The 17,506-nt window shown below is 72.2% G+C and carries 9 protein-coding genes; 5 read left to right on the forward strand and 4 right to left on the reverse strand.

Annotation, left to right across the window (positions count from 1 at the left end):
- The first annotated feature begins 3 nt into the window (after positions 1–3).
- From ACF07B_RS25720 to fxsT, 5 genes are all read left to right on the forward strand, one after another.
- Positions 4–3,315, forward strand: coding sequence for an SAV_2336 N-terminal domain-related protein (locus tag ACF07B_RS25720; protein ID WP_392180665.1), 3,312 nt, complete (start codon positions 4–6; stop codon positions 3,313–3,315).
- A 54-nt stretch (positions 3,316–3,369) separates the two neighbouring features.
- Entirely contained in the window at positions 3,370–3,789 is a 420-nt protein-coding gene (fxsA, locus tag ACF07B_RS25725) for an FxSxx-COOH cyclophane-containing RiPP peptide (RefSeq protein ID WP_392180666.1), read from the forward strand.
- 259 nt (positions 3,790–4,048) lie between these two features.
- A complete protein-coding gene (locus ACF07B_RS25730; RefSeq protein ID WP_392180782.1) occupies positions 4,049–5,305 on the forward strand; it encodes an FxsB family cyclophane-forming radical SAM/SPASM peptide maturase in 1,257 nt (418 codons plus the stop codon).
- Positions 5,302–7,086: an aKG-HExxH-type peptide beta-hydroxylase gene (locus ACF07B_RS25735; RefSeq protein WP_392180667.1), complete on the forward strand. Its 1,785-nt coding sequence runs from the start codon at positions 5,302–5,304 to the stop codon at positions 7,084–7,086. Before ACF07B_RS25730 ends, ACF07B_RS25735 begins: the two co-directional genes overlap by 4 nt.
- A 273-nt stretch (positions 7,087–7,359) precedes the next feature.
- Entirely contained in the window at positions 7,360–10,371 is a 3,012-nt protein-coding gene (gene fxsT / locus ACF07B_RS25740) for an FxSxx-COOH system tetratricopeptide repeat protein (RefSeq protein WP_369484296.1), read from the forward strand.
- An 86-nt stretch (positions 10,372–10,457) separates the two neighbouring features.
- Here the strand turns inward: fxsT and ACF07B_RS25745 are convergent, their stop codons facing one another.
- From ACF07B_RS25745 to ACF07B_RS25760, 4 genes are all read right to left on the reverse strand, one after another.
- Positions 10,458–14,261 (reverse strand): multifunctional oxoglutarate decarboxylase/oxoglutarate dehydrogenase thiamine pyrophosphate-binding subunit/dihydrolipoyllysine-residue succinyltransferase subunit, encoded by a 3,804-nt coding sequence (locus tag ACF07B_RS25745; protein WP_392180668.1) that lies wholly within the window; start codon positions 14,259–14,261, stop codon positions 10,458–10,460.
- Positions 14,262–14,542: 281 nt separating this feature from the next.
- Entirely contained in the window at positions 14,543–15,682 is a 1,140-nt protein-coding gene (locus tag ACF07B_RS25750; RefSeq protein WP_369484480.1) for an ATP-binding protein, read from the reverse strand.
- A gap of 60 nt (positions 15,683–15,742) precedes the next feature.
- On the reverse strand, positions 15,743–16,480 hold the full coding sequence (locus ACF07B_RS25755; RefSeq protein ID WP_037620929.1) for a response regulator transcription factor: 738 nt from the start codon (positions 16,478–16,480) through the stop codon (positions 15,743–15,745).
- A 113-nt stretch (positions 16,481–16,593) separates the two neighbouring features.
- Positions 16,594–17,271, reverse strand: a complete 678-nt coding sequence (locus ACF07B_RS25760) for a spermidine synthase (protein WP_392180783.1) — start codon at positions 17,269–17,271, stop codon at positions 16,594–16,596.
- Positions 17,272–17,506: the final 235 nt, after the last annotated feature.

The following is a 17,506-nucleotide window of genomic DNA, read 5'->3' on the forward strand; positions in this document are numbered from 1 at the left end:
CTGATGCCCGGCGGCGACCCGATCGCCGAACTCATCGCCCGGATACGGCAGGCCGGGCTGGATCCCGATGCCCGCCAACTGGCCGACGCGCTGTGGCTGGCGCGCTGGTCGCGCCCGACGGACCGGGCCGGGAACGTGGGGGAGAGCGCGTCGGCGCCGGGCCACGGGGCGGCGGCCGAGGACCCCGCCGCCGGGCGCCAGGACGCGCGGCCGGAGGAACGGCCACCGCCCGGCGACCGGACCGGACCGGCCCGGCGGGACACGGAGACGGACCGGCGCGTCGCGCTGTACCCGGTGCCGCGCGACGGCGCGCCGCGCGGCTACGGGCGGGGCCGTTCGGCGGTCCTGCCGGTCGGCGTACCCGCCGCGCCCGCGTTCCCCTCCCCCCTCGAACTCCAGCGCGCATTGCGCCCGTTGCAGGGCTACCGCACCGCCGCGCCACCCCTGCGCGCCGTCCTCGACGAGACCGCGACCGCCGAACTCACCGCCCGGGCGGGCGGATTGGTCCTGCCGGTGTTCCGCGGGGTGACCCGGGCCGACGCCGCCCTCCAACTCGTCATGGACGCCTCCTCGTCCATGCGCGTGTGGGACCGGATGTTCGCCGAACTGGAACAGGTCTTCAGCGGGCTCGGCGCCTTCCGGGACGTCCAGGTCAGCCACCTCCACCAGGGCCCGGACGGAGAACCCGCCGTCAGCCGCAGCCCCGAGCCCGGCGCGGCCCCCCTGCACTCCGCCGACCGGCTGAGCGACCCGACAGGCCGCCGCGTCACCCTCCTCGTCAGCGACTGCGCCGGCCCCCTGTGGCACAGCGGCCACGCCCACCGGCTCCTGCACCACCTGTCCCGGCTCGGCCCCGCCGCCGTACTCCAGCCGCTGCCGCAGCGCATGTGGAACCGCACCCGGCTCCCGGTGTCCTACGGCGAACTGACGCGCGGCGAAGCCCTCGCGGGCGCCGCGACCCTCAAGGTCCGGCTGCCCGCCGGTACCCCGCCGGAAGCACGCGAGGGCGCGCTCCCCGTGCCCGTCCTGCCGCCCGAGCCCATCGCGCTCGGAGCCTGGGCACGCCTGCTGTCCGGAGCCGGCGCGGGACCCGTGGCCGGCGCCGTCGGCTGGGTGCGCAGTCACCACGAGCCCGCCCCGAGCACCCGGCCCGGACGCCGGATGTCCGGGCTCGAACTGGTCAGCCGGTTCCGTTCCAACGCCTCCAAGGCCGCCGGACGGCTGGCCGGCTATCTGGCCGCGGCCCCGCTCAGCCTCCCCGTGATGCAACTCGTCCAGCGCACCATGCTCCCCGACTCCGGGCCCGCCGAACTGGCCGAAGTCCTGCTCAGCGGCCTGGTCTCACGCGCCAGGACCGAGGAGTACGGCGCGGACGGCACCCAGTGGTACGAGTTCGCGCCCGGCGCGCAGGAAGCGCTGCTGTCCCCGCTGGGCCTCGACGAGGCCATGCTGGTGCTCAAGCACTGCTCCGAGTACATCGAGCACCGCTTCGGCAAGGGAGGCCCCAACTTCCCCGCCCTGGCGCTCGCACAGCTCGGCGAGGGCGGCTCCGGACCGCCGTTCTCGCCGGGCGCCGGATACCCGGGCGAGAACGGCGACAACGGCGGCGCCACCCTCGTACCCCAGCCCTTCGCCGAGGTCGCCGCACGGGTACTGGAGCGATTCATGCCGCTGCCGGAACACTTCGCGAACTACGCGCCGACCCGGGGCCCCGACGGCCCGCCCGACCAGCGGCCCACCCACCCCGCGGTGCTCAGGGCCCGCTCCCTGGCCGGCCAGTTCGGCAGCGACGGCATGGTGCAGGACCTCATCGACGCCGTCCAACTCCTGCGCGGCGCCACCGAACACGAACTGCGCCCCGGCGCCGACCCGGAACTGTGGGCCGAGTACGCCAACTGCGTCCTGCTGCTGTGGGAGGTACAGGGCGGCGCGGACCTGCTGCGCGAGGCGGAGGCCGCCGCCGAACGCGCCGTCGCGCACCCCCGCTCCCTGCGCGAGAGGGCCAGCCTGGCCAGGGTGTTGCACGCCGCCGCCACCGACCGCAGGCGGCGCGGCGACCGGCGCGGGGCACTCGACCTGCTGCAACGCGCCGACCGCGAGTACGCGGTGGCCTGCGCCGCGCCCGACCTGGACGCCACCGAGGCCCTGCGGCTCACCCTGGAGCGGGTACGGGCGCTGGAGGCGCAGTGGCGCCTCGGCGGCGACAGCGCGCTCCTGCAGGGCGCGGTCGGCATGCTGGAGGCGTTCGCCGACGCCTGGCCCGACCGGCGAAGCCGCCCCTCGGGACTCCCGCTCGCCCACGGCCGTGTCCTGCTGCACCTCTCGGGCGCCACGGCCGACCCCGAACAGGCCAGGCTGTACGCGGAGCAGGGCGCGCACTCCCTGCGCGCCGCCCTGGAGACCGGCCCCGAGAACACGCCGGCCGCCGGCGAGTCCTCCCGCGTCCGTATCCTCCTCGATCTCGTCGACGCGCTCCTGAGGTCCGGCGGCGCACTGGACGACGCCCGCGACCATGTCGAGGAGGCGCTCGCCCTGACCCGCGAACAGGGGCTGCGCTCCGCCCTGCTGGTGCGCGCCGGACGCGTCCATGTCGCCCGGTACGCCGACACGGGCGACCCGCGCGAACTCCAGAACGCCGCCGCACGGTTCGAGCAGGCCTCCCGCGGAGTGCCCCGGGACGCCCCCGCGCACGCGGACGTCCTCGCCGAATGGGGCGAGGCCCTGCTGCGGCACGCCGTGCCGGACCACGGACGCGACCCGAGCGAATCGCTGTACCGCGCCATCCGGGTGCTGCGGGACTGCCGCACCGAGACCCCGGCGGGAAGCACCGAACTCGCACACCGCCTGCTGCTGCTCGGCCGCGCGCTGATGCTGCGCTACCGCGCCCGCGGTGACCGGGTCGACCTGCGGGAGGCCGAGCACCTGTTCGGACTCGCGGCGCTGGAGGACGGCCCGCCGCTCACCACCGCCCACTGCTGGCTGGAGCTCGGACAGGCCCAGTTCGAGGCGTACCAGAGCCTCGGCCGCAAGGCGCGGCTCGACGAGGCCATCGACGCCTTCCGGGCCGCCGCCGAGTCGGCCCGCGAGGCCGAGGAGGAGGCGGAGACCGAGCGCACCCGCCAAGAGGCAATGCAACTGGCCGCTCAGGCACAGCACTTGCGGGGTATGTCCTACGAAGCGGCGGCGCGCCCGCGTGCCGCGCGCGAGGCCTACCGGGCCGCACGGACCGAGTGGTCCCGGCTGCCGGACGGTGTCGCGAGCTCGGGCGAGCCGACGGCCCGGCAGACGGCGCAGCGGCTGGCCGAGCTGGAGTGAGGAGCGCCTGCCGGCGGCCGCCGGGGCGGAGTCAGGGAAGGCGAGGGAGAAGACATGGGCGCACGCGACGAAGTGGCGGACGGCGCACAGGACCGCGAAGCGGCGGGGGACCGACCGCCGTGGTCAGTCCCGTCCCCGACACCGGGTCCGGCACGGCCGGCGGCCCCCGAAGACGCCTGGGACGACCCGACGGACACCACCGGGACACCGGCCGTGACGGGCCTGGCGGGGACACCGCACCGGGCGGGCCCGGCGGGAACACCGCACCGGGCGGGCCCGGCCGGGACAGCGGACCTGGCGGGCCCGGCCGGGACACCGGATCCGGCGGACCTTGCCGTCCTCGACCTGCTGGATCTCGACCTCGCGGAGCTGCGGACGATCCAACACCCGGTGCTGACCGAGGTGCTGGCCGATCTGCGAGCCCGCTCCGGAGAGCCGAGCGAGATCCTGTGGGGGTTCAACAACGCTTTCTGAACGCCGAAGTGAGCGGCGGCCCGGCCAACTGTCGCTCACGGCAGGTTGGTTCCGGTCCACCCTTGTGATTGAACCGGACAAGTTCGGACGGCCGGTGTTTGTGACCGGTGTGCGGCCGGGAATGCCGCCGGGTACGGGCAGGGGGCCGTGGCGCGGTTCGCGGCGTGGGATCGAGCGGCCGTGCACCATGGGGTGCCGGGCCGCACACCATGGGGGTGCCGGAGTGTCTGCAGAGGCGACCTCCCCGGCACCGATACCGATGCCGATACCGGTCACCGCGACCCCGTCGCCGCACCCCGAACGGCCCTCACGTGCCGGTCCTGTCGCAGAACCGCCCTTCCCCTTCCGGCAGTTCATCGTCAAGATGCACGGCCGCTGCAACCTCGCCTGCCGCTACTGCTACCTCTACGAAGGCCCCGACCACACCTGGCGCGGCCGTCCCGCCGCCACCCCGCCCGGCGTCCTGGAACGGACCGCGCTGAGGATCGGCGAACACGCCGCCGCCCACGGGCTGACGGCTCTCTCCCTGGTCCTGCACGGCGGCGAACCTCTGCTGGCCGGCGCGGGCACCCTCGCCCGCTTCACCGGCCTCGTACGCGACCGGGTCCCGGACGACTGCACCGTGCACGCCACCGTCCAGACCAACGCCACCCTGCTCACCGAGCGGCGGCTCGCCGTCCTGGCCCGGCACTCCATCCGCGTCGGCATCAGCCTGGACGGCGGCCTGCCCGAGCACAACACGCTGCGCACCGACCACGCCGGCCGGCCGTCCTGGCCCGCCGCCGCCCGCGGCGCCCGTCTGATCAGCGAACACCGCCCGGAGGCCTACGCCGGGATCCTCACCGTCGTGGACCCCACGACGGACCCGGTCGAGGTGTACGAGTCGCTGCTCGCGCTGCGGCCGCCGGCCCTCGACCTGCTGCTCCCGCACGGAAACTGGTCCGCGCGACCACCCCACCGGGAGGGGCCGGGAACTCCCTACGGCGACTGGCTGTGCGCCGTCTTCGACCGCTGGTGGCGGGCCGGGCGACGGGAGACACGCGTACGGCTCTTCGAGGAGTGCGTGGCGCTGCTCCTCGGGCTGCCCGCCGCCACCGAGTCCCTCGGCCTCGCGCCCTTCGACGCCGCCGTCGTCGAGACGGACGGCTCCATCGAGCAGGTCGACTCCCTCAAGTCCTGTTACGAGGGGGCGGCCAGAACCGGCCTCGACGTCTTCCGGAACAGTTTCGACCAGGCCCTGCGCCACCCCGGCGTCGCGGCCCGGCAGGCGGGCGCCGCCTCGCTCGCCGCGGCCTGCCGGGCCTGCCCCCTGCTCGCCGTGTGCGGCGGCGGACACTACGCGCATCGATACCGGGCCGGACACGGCTTCACCAACCCGTCGGTGTACTGCGCCGACCTCCAGCGCCTCATCCGCCACGTCGCGCGGAGCCTGGCGGGTGCCGCCGCCGCGCCCGCCGTCCCTGCCGCTTCCCCCGCACCCGCCGCGCCCGCCCTCCTCGAAGGAGACGTCCTGTGATCCTGCCCGCGGTCCCGGAACGGGCCGTGGACGAACTCGGCCGCACCGCAGGCGGCCCCGAGACCCTCGGGCTCCTCGTCCGCGACCAGCACACCCGACGGCTGCTCCTGCTCCGCGCGGTCCTGGACGCGGCCGGATCGGCCGCCCCGGACGTCTGTCCCGCCACCGCCCTGGCCCGGCTGCGCGAGGACTGGTCCCTGCTGGAGGAGGCCGAACGACTGGAGCCGTCCGCCCGACTCCGGGGACGGCCTCGGGGCGCCGGGCCGGGGGAGCGGCGGCGGCAGGACGGCTTCGTGCCGGGGCCAGGACGGCCGGGGGGCTCCGCGCCGGTGTCCGGGCGGCTGCCGGTTCCCACGCCGGTGTCCGGGTGGCCGGGAGGTTCCGTACGGTCGCACGGGCAGCCGTACGGCCTCGCGCCGGAGTCCGAGACCCTGGACGGACCGGCGCCGCCGTCGGCACCCGTTCCGGCACCGGAGTACGGGTCCGACTGGTCCCCGTCCCTGTTCCCGTCCGTGCCCGAGGGGCCGTACGGGCCCGGCGGGTTCCCGGTCGCAGCCGAGGAAGACCCGACAGCCGGGAACCGGCCGCCGCCGTCCCCCGTGCGCGACCTCCTCCTCCACCCGTTCATCGGCCCCTGGGCCAGGGACACCCTGCGCACCCTGGGTGCCGGAGCGGGCCCGCTCCCCGGCCGTGACGCCCGCGAACAGGCCCGCGCGCTCGCCCACTTCGGGGCACTCGCCGCCGTCGCCGCCGCGCGGGCCGGGGTGTCCTACGCGGTACGGCTGACGGCTTACGACGGTGTGCTGACGCTGCCCTCGCTCGGCGCGCTGCGCACGGGCGGTTCCGGTTCCGGGGCCACGGAGGTCGCCGTCGCCCACCGGCGCGGACGGCTGACGTTCCGGGTGCGCGGCGAGGCGGACGTGGTCGTGCGTCCGCAGAGCGGTGCCGGCGCCTGGTCGGAGGCCGCTGCCTGGACGTCGGCGTACACGCTGCCCGGTCTGGTGCCGGGCTCGGCCGCCGTACCGCTGGACGACCTCGACCCGTATCGCACCGCCCGCGGCGGACCCCGCCCGGACACCCTGAGCGGCCCGGCCTCCCTCGACGACGCCGACCGCAAGCACTGGCTGCACACCTGGTCGGGCACCGCCGCGGCCCTCGCGACGGGCGGCGAACGCCGGCTCGCGGAATCGGTGACCCTGTTGCGCTGTCTGGTCCCGCTGGCCGCCCCGTCCGGCTCGGTACCGGGCGGCGCCGGCGGCAGTTGCAGCGGCACCCGGCGCGAGGCCTTCGGCGCGGTCCTCAGCAGCGCGCCGGCGACACCGACCGCCTTCGCGGCCACCCTCGTCCACGAGATCCAGCACACCAAACTCGCCGCGCTCAGCGACATGATGACGCTGCATCACGCCGGCCCCGCGGCCCGCCACTTCGCACCCTGGCGCCCCGATCCGCGCCCGTACGACGGCCTGTTGCAGGGTGCCTACTCCCACCTCGCGCTGGCGGACTTCTTCCAGCGCGGCGCGCTCGCAACCACGCTCCCCAATCGCCGGGACGCCGCCTGGGCGCAGCACGCGCGCTATCAGGCACAGGTCGGGGCCGTCCTGCCGGCGCTCGTCGGATCGGGCGATCTCACCGTGCGGGGACGCAGGTTCGTCGACCGCATGGTCGAGGTGTACGAAACGCTCGCCGAGCAGCCGCCGCCTCGCGGACACGTGGCGCGCGCGACGGCGTACGTCCAGGCCGCCCGGGCGCTGTGGAACCGGCGCCACGCACCGGGCGAATGAACCACGCATCCCGAGGGGGGCGCGGCGCACGCCGGCCGAGTCGTACGGGGCCCGCCGTACGCGCCCCGCGCGCCTGTCGAACGCGCCATGCTCCGTTTCGATTGAGCCATCCTCGCCGAAAGCCGTGGGTTCCCGGACGTGGGGCGGAGCGTGCGCCAAGATCGTCGCTGAACACCTTTGAGAAGGAACCGTGGAGCAAGCGACTGGTGTGCGTCGGCGCCCTATCGCCGACCCAGGCGGCGGTTCTAAAATCACGCGCGGGGAGGCCGCTGCATGTCTGGAGCTCGTACGCCGGTCGGGCCAGCCGAAAGGGGGTCCGCGAAGCAGACCGTCACCATCAGCTTCGCCGGTTTCAACCGGGCCTGGGCGGCCTGGATCGGGGACCGTCTGGAGCGGCGTGGCCATCGTGTGGTGTACCAGCGCTGGGACGCCCCGGCCGAGGTGCCCCTCGTCGACCTGCTGCGTGACCTGACCCTGGCCCAGGGCCGGATCCTGATCATCGTCAGTGAGTGGTACTTCCAGCTGGGCCCGCGCACCTACGAGGAGTGGAACGCCGCGCTGCGCGAGGTCGTCGCACCCGACCCGTCCCGTTTCGCGGCCGTCTCCGTCACCAACAGCACGCTGCCGACGGCCACCACCGTGCTCGGCGCGGTCGACCTGAACAACATGGGCGCCGACGAAGCCGAGCGCCGTGTCCTCGACCGCCTCGACCTGTCCTCCGACCCTCTCCCGGAGTCCGTCGAGGGCGCCCGCCGCGGCCCCCGCTTCCCGGCCGCCATGCCCGAGGTCTGGGGCGGAGTGCCCCGTCGCAACACCCGCTTCACCGGCCGCGAGCCACTCCTGAACGACGCCTACCACCTGCTCCAGGGTGCCGAGGCGGGCGCGGGCGTGGTCACCCTGCACGGCATGTCCGGCGTCGGCAAGACCCAGCTCGCCGCCGAGTACGTCTACCGGTTCGGCTCCGAGTACGACGTGGTGTGGTGGGTCAACGCCGAGAAGCGCGTCTCCTACCGGCGCCGACTGGCCGAACTGGCACCGCAGTTGGGCCTGTCGACCGGAGCGGAGTACGGCGAACGGCTGCGCGCCGTACGCGACTCGCTGCGCCGGGGCGACCCGTACTCCCGCTGGCTGCTGATCCTGGACGGCGCGGACGAGCCCGACCAGATCTACGACCTCGTCCCCACCGGACCCGGCCACGTCCTGATCACCTCGCGCAACCCCGAGTGGAGCGAGCACAACAGCAAGCTGCTGGAGGTGCCGGTCTACGGCCGCGACGAGTCCGTCGCCTTCATCCGCCGCCGCGCACCCCGGCTGACCGAACCCGAGGCCGACCAGCTCGCCGATGCCCTGGAGGACTTGCCCCTCCTGCTGGACCAGACGGCCGGCTGGCTCAACGACTCCGACCTGTCCGTCCAGGAGTACATCGCCCTGCTGGACGGGGGCATCGACCAGGACGTCGTCAAGATCTCCGCCGACTTCCCGGTCGCCTTCCAGACCGCCTGGTCGATACTGCTGAACAAACTCCGCGACACCGTCCCGGAGTCCGTCGACCTGCTCCGCCTGTGCACCTTCTTCGCGCCGGGCTTCATCCCCGTACGCCTGCTGAAGGAGATGCCGCACGACCAACTGCCGGAACAGATCGCGGGTCTGCTCAACGATCCGCTGCTGTGGAACAAGGCCATCAACCAACTCCGGCAGTACTCCGTCGTCCGCCTGGAGTCCCACGAGGCGGCCGGCGACGAGGCGGCCTCCTCCGGCGAGTCCCTGTACCTGCACCGCATGGTCCACCAGATCGTCCACAAGGACATGCCCGACGAGGACCGCCGCGAGTTCATCGACGTGGTCCGCCGCGCCCTGGCCGCGGCCGACCCGAGGCGCCCGACGGACACCCGGCTGTGGCCGGGGTACGCCGAGGTCGTTCCCCATCTGAAGTACGCCGACGTCCTCAAGAGCGAGGACTCCGCGGTCCAGCGGCTCGTCTTCAACTCCCTGCGCTACATGTACCTTTCGGGCGAGTACGTGGCGGGCATCAAGCTGGGTGAGCGCGCCATGAAGACCTGGCGCGCACTGCTCGGCGACACCCACCCGCGCATCTGGGAACTGACCCACCACTACGCCAATCTCCTGCGCGCGGTGGGCGACTACGAACGGACGGAGGCCCTGGAGAGGGCGGCCGTGGACCATCTGCGCCGGGAGCGCGGCGAACACGACCTCGACCATCTGCGGGCGGTGGGCGGACTCGCCGCCGACCTGCGCGGCCTGGCGCGCTACGACGAGGCGCTGGAGCGCTCCGAGTGGCTCCTGACGGCGTACCGGGACCTGCTCGGCGAGACGGATTCGCGCACCCTGAACGCGCAGAACAACGTCGCCGTCTCACTGCGGCTGCTGGGCCGCTACAAGGAAGTGCTGGAGATCGACCAGCGGATGCTGGAGGCGCGTCGGCAACTCCTGCGCGGGCGGCACCCGTGGACCCTGTACTCGGAGATCGCCTACGCGACCGACCTCAGGCTCCTGGGGCGTTACACCGAGGCCGAGTCGATCCAGGCGAAGAGCGTCCGTGAGCACCGCATCGTCATGGGCGCCGATCACCCGGAGACACTGCGCGCGGAACACAACCTCGCCCTGTGCCAGTACCGCACCGGGGACCGCACCCGGGCCGGATCGATGCTCGCCCGCGTCCTGGAGCGCAGCGAGCGGGTCCTCGGGGAGAGCCACCCGACCACCCTGAGCTTCGCCGTCAGCGAGAGCTGTTTCGCCCGCGAGCACGGAGACATCGACCATGCGCGGGAGGTCAGCGAGGCCGTCGTCGCACGCTACGAACTCCTGCTCGCCGAGGGGCATCCCTATCTCGCCGGCACCCGGGCCAACCACGCGCTGGTGCTCCGCAGCGTGGGCGAGCGCCAGTCGGCCCTCGTGACGGTCGAACAGTCCCTGGCCGAGATGACCGAGGCCGTGGGGGAGAACCACCCCTGGACGCTGGGCTGCGCCGTCAACACCGCCGCCCTGCGCAACCTCCTCGGAGACCCCGAGTCGGCGGCGGCACTCGGCCACCTGACGGTCGCCAGGGCCACCGAGACGCTGGGCCGGACCCATCCCCTGACGCTGTCCGCCCGCATCGCGCTCGCGGCGGACCTGCGCGGACTGAGGGACACCCAGCAGGCCGAGAAGATCGAGCAGGAGGCGTTGGAGGACCTGGCCGGCACCCTGGGCGCCCAGCACGTCCACACCATCTCGGCCCGCTCCCGCAACCGGCCGTTCTGGGACTTCGAGCCCTACATCACCTGACGGGCAGGAACCGCGAACACCAAGGGCCCGCCCCCGAGTCCACCAGGACTCGGGGGCGGGCCCCTTCACGCTGTCGTGCCGGAGGCCTACGCCTCGAACACCTCACGCACCAGCTGCTCCTGCTCCGCCTGGTGCCGCTTCGCGGAACCGACGGCGGGGGAGGAGGAGTGCGGACGCGAGATGCGGCGCAGGCGCTCGCCGTGCGGGACGTCCGCGCCGACCGCCAGGTCCAGGTGGTCGATCAGGTTGAGCGCGATGAACGGCCAGGCACCCTGGTTCGCCGGCTCCTCCTGGGCCCACAGGTACTTCTCGGCGTTCGGGTACTTGGCGATCTCCGCCTGGAGCTCGGCACCCGGCAGCGGGTACAGGCGCTCGATGCGGATGATCGCCGTGTCCGTGGAGCCGCGCTTCTTCCGCTCGGCCTCCAGGTCGTAGTACAGCTTGCCGGCGCAGAACACGACCTTGCGCACGGCGGCCGCGTCGACCGAGTCGTCGCCGATGACCGGGCGGAACTGGCCCGACGTGAACTCCTCCGCCTTCGACGCTGCGGCCTTCAGACGCAGCATCGACTTCGGGGTGAAGACCACCAGCGGCTTGTGGTGCGGGTTGTGCACCTGCCACCGCAGGAGGTGGAAGTAGTTCGACGGGGACGTCGGCTGGGCGACCGTCATGTTGTTCTGCGCGCACAGCTGGAGGAAGCGCTCGATCCGGGCCGAGGAGTGGTCCGGGCCCTGGCCCTCGTAGCCGTGCGGGAGCAGCAGGGTGACGCCGGACGTCTGGTTCCACTTCTGCTCGGCGGCCGAGATGTACTCGTCGACGATCGTCTGGGCGCCGTTGACGAAGTCGCCGAACTGCGCCTCCCACATGACCAGCGCGTCCGGCCGGGCCAGCGAGTAGCCGTACTCGAAGCCCATGACCGCGTACTCGGAGAGCAGCGAGTCGTAGACGTTCAGGCGGGCCTGCTCGTCCGAGAGGTACTGGAGCGGGGTGTAGTCCTCGCCGTTGACCCGGTCGATCAGCACCGCGTGGCGCTGGCCGAACGTGCCGCGGCGCGAGTCCTGGCCGGACAGCCGGACCGGCGTGCCCTCCAGGAGCAGCGAACCGATGGCGAGGGTCTCGCCCATGCCCCAGTCGATCGTGCCGTCCTCGATCATCGACGCGCGGCGCTGGAGCTGCGGGAGCAGCCGCGGGTGCACGGTGACGTTGTCGGGGATGTTGACCTGGGACTCGGCGATCCGCTTCACGATCTCCTGGGAGACCGCGGTGGACACGGCGACCGGGAACTCGGCCTGGACGTCCGGGACGTGAGCCTCGGGCGCCTGGGCGACGGCCTCGCGGACCTCGGTGAAGACCTTCTCCAGCTGGCCCTGGAAGTCCTGGAGCGCCTGCTCCGCCTCTTCGAGGGTGATGTCGCCGCGACCGATGAGGGACTCGGTGTAGAGCTTGCGCACCGAGCGCTTCTTGTCGATCAGGTCGTACATCAGCGGCTGCGTGAACGCCGGGTTGTCGGACTCGTTGTGCCCGCGGCGGCGGTAGCAGATGAGGTCGATCACGACGTCCTTGTTGAACGCCTGACGGAACTCGAACGCCAGGCGCGCGACACGGACGACGGCCTCGGGGTCGTCACCGTTCACGTGGAAGATCGGCGCCTCGATCATGCGGGCCACGTCGGTGGCGTACATGGAGGAGCGCGACGACTCCGGGGCGGCGGTGAAGCCGACCTGGTTGTTGATGACGATGTGGACCGTGCCGCCCGTGCGGTAGCCGCGCAGCTGCGACATGTTGAGCGTCTCGGCGACCACACCCTGGCCGGCGAAGGCCGCGTCACCGTGCAGGGCGACGGGCAGGACGGTGAAGTCCGTGCCGCCCTTGTTGATGATGTCCTGCTTGGCGCGGACGATGCCCTCGATGATCGGGTCGACCGTCTCCAGGTGGGACGGGTTGGCGGCCAGCGAGACCTTGATCTGCTCGCCGTCCAGGCCGGTGAAGGTGCCCTGGGCGCCCAGGTGGTACTTCACGTCGCCGGAGCCGTGCATCGACTTCGGGTCGAGGTTGCCCTCGAACTCGCGGAAGATCTGCGCGTACGACTTGCCGACGATGTTCGCGAGGACGTTCAGGCGGCCGCGGTGGGCCATGCCGATGACGACCTCGTCCAGGCGGGACTCCGCGGCGCTGTCGATGACGGCGTCGAGGAGCGGGATGACGGACTCGCCGCCCTCCAGGGAGAACCGCTTCTGGCCGACGTACTTCGTCTGCAGGAAGGTCTCGAAGGCTTCGGCGGAGTTCAGCCGGCGCAGGATGCGCAGCTGCTCCTCGCGCTCCGGCTTGGAGTGCGGGCGCTCGATGCGGTCCTGGATCCACTTGCGCTGCTTCGGGTCCTGGATGTGCATGAACTCGATGCCGGTGGTGCGGCAGTACGAGTCGCGCAGCACGCCGAGGATGTCGCGCAGCTTCATCAGGGACTTGCCGGAGAAGCCGCCGACGGCGAACTCGCGCTCCAGGTCCCACAGGGTGAGCCCGTGCTCGGTGATGTCGAGGTCGGGGTGCTTGCGCTGCTTGTACTCCAGCGGGTCGGTGTCGGCCATGACGTGGCCGCGGACCCGGTAGGAGTGGATCAGCTCGAAGACACGGGCGGCCTTCGTGACGTCGTCGTCGTGGCTGGCGTCGATGTCCTTGAGCCAGCGGACCGGCTCGTAGGGAATCCGCAGCGACTCGAAGATCTCGTCGTAGAAGCCGGTCTCGCCGAGCAGGAAGTTCGCGACGATGCGCAGGAACTCGCCGGAGGCGGCGCCCTGGATGACCCGGTGGTCGTAGGTCGACGTGAGCGTCATGACCTTCGCGATGGCGAGCTTGTTCAGGGTGTCCTGGGAGGTGCCCTGGAACTCCGCCGGGTAGTCCATGGAGCCGACGCCCATGATGACCGACTGTCCGGGCATCAGGCGCGGGACCGAGTGGACGGTGCCGAGGCCGCCGGGGTTGGTCAGCGAGACCGTGACACCGGTGAAGTCGTCCATCGTCAGCTTGCCGTCACGGGCGCGGCGGACGATGTCCTCGTAGGCCTGCCAGAACTCGAAGAAGTTCAGCGTCTCGGCCTTCTTGATGCCCGCGACGACCAGCTGGCGGTCGCCGTTGGGCTTCACCAGGTCGATGGCGAGGCCGAAGTTGACGTGCGGAGGCTTGACGAGGGTGGGCTTCCCGTCCTTCTCCACGAAGTGCCAGTTCATCGACGGCATGGCCTTGATGGCCTGCACCATCGCGTACCCGATGAGGTGGGTGAAGGAGATCTTCCCGCCCCGGGCGCGCTTCAGATGGTTGTTGATGACGATGCGGTTGTCGAAGAGCAGCTTCACCGGGACCGCGCGCACGGACGTGGCCGTGGGCAGCTCCAGCGAGGCGTTCATGTTCTTCGCGACGGCACCGGCGGGACCGCGCAGGGTGACGTACTCGGGGCCCTCGGGCGCCTCGGTCGCCGGAGCGGCCTTCGGCTGCGCGGCGGCCGGAGCCGCCTTCACGGGAGCCGGGGCCGCGGCGGCGGGCTTCGGAGCCGCGGGCGCGGCGGCCGGAGCGGGCGCGGCCGGGGCCTGAGCCGGGGCCTGGGGAGGAGCCTGGCGCGCCGCGGGCGGCACGGGAGCGGCCGGGGCGGCCGGAGTGGTGGTCCCTGCGGCCCCCGCGGCCGCAGTACCCGCCGGAGCCGAGGCGGCGGGCGCCCCGGGCTTGTAATCGGCGAAGAAGTCCCACCAGGCTCGGTCTACGGAATTCGGGTCCTGGAGGTACTGCTGATAGATCTCGTCGACGAGCCACTCGTTGGCACCGAAGGCGGCCGCGGGGTTCTTCCCGGCGGCTTGGTCATCGGTCGAGATACTCGAGTTACTGGGGGACTGTGGCGACACGGCGCTAACCGCCCTCTTCCGCTTCGCAAGGTGATGGACAGCGGGAATAAAGGCTACGCCTCCCTGGCCGAGAAGGTCAGGCCGGGCCCGTCCAACGTCGCGTAAGTCACATCGGAATCCGTGTTTCGCCCATGGAAATGGCGGGAAACAAGCGAGGTTCCGCAGGGGAAAGGGTACGTCGGTCCTGGGCCGCGGCACGGGTCACGCGGTCCTGTGCCTGATCACACGTGTACGCCGGTGGCGACAGCGGTGGATCTTGCGGCTCCGGTTCGAACTTTACGTCAACTTGGCAGAGAAGGGAGGCCCGGAAGGATGACCTGGATCCGGCAACCCCGCTGAGATTCGGCCACACCTATGCGTCCGCCGTGCAGATCCACCGCCCAGCGGGCGATCGCGAGCCCCAGTCCCGTACCGCCGTCGCTGCCCGGACCGTGCGGCGAGGGCACCCCGCCGCGGTTGAACCGCTCGAAGACGCGGTGCCACTCCGACTTCGGAATGCCGGGCCCCTCGTCGAGGACCTCCAGAGCCAGCGACTCGGGATGGTCGCCCCGGCGGGCCCGTACCGTCACCCGGCCGTGCGGCGGGCTGTGTTTGACCGCGTTGTCGATGAGGTTCGCCACGACCTGGTGGATCCGCTCCGGGTCCGCGTGCGCGGTCAGCTCCGGCGGGGACACGTCGAGGTGCAGATGGACGTCCGTGCGGGTGTGGCCGCCGCCCGAGCCCGAGGTGAGGTCCGCGCGCGCGGAGGCGACCATGTTGGCCTCCTTCAGCACCCCGGACAGATACGGCCACACCTCGAAGCGCCGCCTGCGCAGCGGTACGACGCCGTTGTCCAGCCGGGACAGGTCGAGGAGGGTCTCCACCAGCCGCCCGAGGCGCTCCGTCTGCTTCAGCGCGGTGCGCATCGTCTCGGGATCGGCCGCCGAGACACCGTCCACGACGTTCTCCAGGACCGCGCGCAGACCCGCGATGGGGGTCCGCAGCTCGTGCGAGACATTCGCCACGAGCTCCTTGCGCTGACGGTCCTGGGCCTCCAGCTCGTCGGCCATGAGGTTGATCGTCTGGGCCAGGTCGCCCAGCTCGTCGCGCCGGTCGTCCCGCACCCGGCGGGTGTAGTCCCCGTGCCAGATCGAGCGGGCCACCGCGTTCATCTCGTCCAGCGGCGCGGTGAGCGAGTGCGCCACGAACTGCGTGATCAGCAGGGTCGCGATCATCGAGAACACCGTGATGAAGCGGAGCTCCGTCTTGGTGTGCACCGCGATCATCGACAGACCGGTGGTGATGAGCACGGAGATGACGACCAGCGCGCCCAGCTTGGTCTTGATCGAGAAGGGCCGCACCTCGCCCCAGGAGCCCGAGCTCCTGCGCTCACCGGACGCGCGCTCGCCGAGCCCGCGTCCCCGCTCTCCGAGTCCGCTCATCACATCAGCCCCTCACGCGGGTCCCGGTCACCCGGGTCCCGAGTTCCTTGGAGTCCCGGCTCAGGGAGTCGGGGTCTCCAGTGCGTAGCCGACGCCGTGCACCGTACGGATCCGCTCGGCACCGATCTTGCGGCGCAGCGCCTTGATGTGACTGTCGACGGTCCGGGTACCGGAGGCGTCCGCCCAGTCCCACACCTCGGCGAGCAGCTGCTCGCGCGAGAGTACGGCACGCGGGGTGTTCGCGAGGCAGACCAGGAGGTCGAACTCGGTCGGAGTGAGGTGCACGTCCTCGCTGCGGACCCGCACCCGGCGCTGCGCGTGGTCGATCTCCAGCTCGCCGAGCCGCAGGATGCCGCTGCGCGGAGTGGAGGCCGCGACGACCGCGCGCTCGACCCTGCGGAGCAGGACGTGCACCCGGGCCGCCAGTTCACGCATCGAGAACGGCTTGGTCATGTAGTCGTCGGCGCCGACGCCGAGTCCGACGAGCATGTCGGTCTCGTCGTCGCGCGCGGTGAGCATCAGCACCGGCACCGGGCGGGCGGCCTGCACGCGCCGGCAGACCTCCAGACCGTCGAAGCCGGGCAGCATGATGTCGAGGATCAGCAGATCGGGCTGCCATGCCTCGGCGGTGTCGACGGCGGCCGGGCCGTCACCCGCGGTTTGCACGAGGAATCCCTCGGCTCGCAGACGGGCCGCGATGGCGTCGACGATCGTGGGGTCGTCCTCGACGACCAAAACCCGGCGCTGAGCGCCCGGGGTCGCCGCCGTACCGTTCTGGGAGGTGTGTGTCTGCTCCATCGCCCGCCCCTGAAGTGTGCTTTCCGGAATCCGTGGGGTGATCCCATGACTGCGCTTGACGCTTGAATGATCCGCGTCAGGCAAGCAGGGTACGGGCAGTGGGTGCGGCTCGGCTATCCAGGCCTCACCGCGAGATGCACCACGTCGGGAACGCCCCGGGCAACGGGGATCACTTCGGTACGGACCCGGCGGAATCCGGCATTCCGCAAGGTAACTTCAAATTCCGGAGAGGGCTGCGCCGACCACACGGCGAGGACGCCGCCCGGCCTCAACGCCCTTGCACAGCTTGCCAGTCCGGACGCTCCGTACAGTCCCGCGTTGCCCTCGGTGACCGTCCAGCCGGGTCCGTTGTCGATGTCGAGGCACAGGGCGTCGAACGTGTCGGAGATCTCATTGACGTATTCGACGAGGTCCCGCTCGACGATGGCGGTGCGCGGGTCGGCGAGCGCCCCGGCGGACAGCGTGGCGAGCGGGCCGTCCCGGTGCCAGTCGATGATGGCCCGTTCGCGCTCGACAACGGTGATGCGTCCCCAGCGGCGGTCGGCCGCGGCGTGCGCCAGCGAGAACCCGACACCGAGCCCGCCGATCAGCACGCTCGGCTCCGGGCGCCCGTCCAGCGCGTCGTACGCCGCGTCCATGAGCAGCCGCTCGGAGCGCCCGTCGGACGTGTCCATCAGGAAGCATCCGTTGGCGATGATCTGGAGCAGTGCTCCGTGGCGCCGCAGCACGACCTCGCCGTACGGGCTCTGACGGCGGTCGATGACTTCGGGCGTCTCGTACGAGGCGGTCATGGCCGCCATCCTGGCATTTTCACCTGTACGGGTCGCGGGAATTCCCGGAGGACGGGGGCGGGGTGACGGCGGGCACCCCGAGGTTGACGCGACCCCGGGCCGGCCCCTTCGGCCCCGGCCCGACCGAGCCTCGGCGCCACCGGCCGAGCCTCGGCGTCACCGGCCGAGCCCGGACGCCTCGGGCGCGGCCCACCTGCCGAGCCTCGGCTCCGCCGACCGAGCTGCGGCTCCGCCG

It is taken from the genome of Streptomyces sp. NPDC015532 (genome assembly GCF_043078065.1).
Lineage (GTDB): Bacteria > Actinomycetota > Actinomycetes > Streptomycetales > Streptomycetaceae > Streptomyces.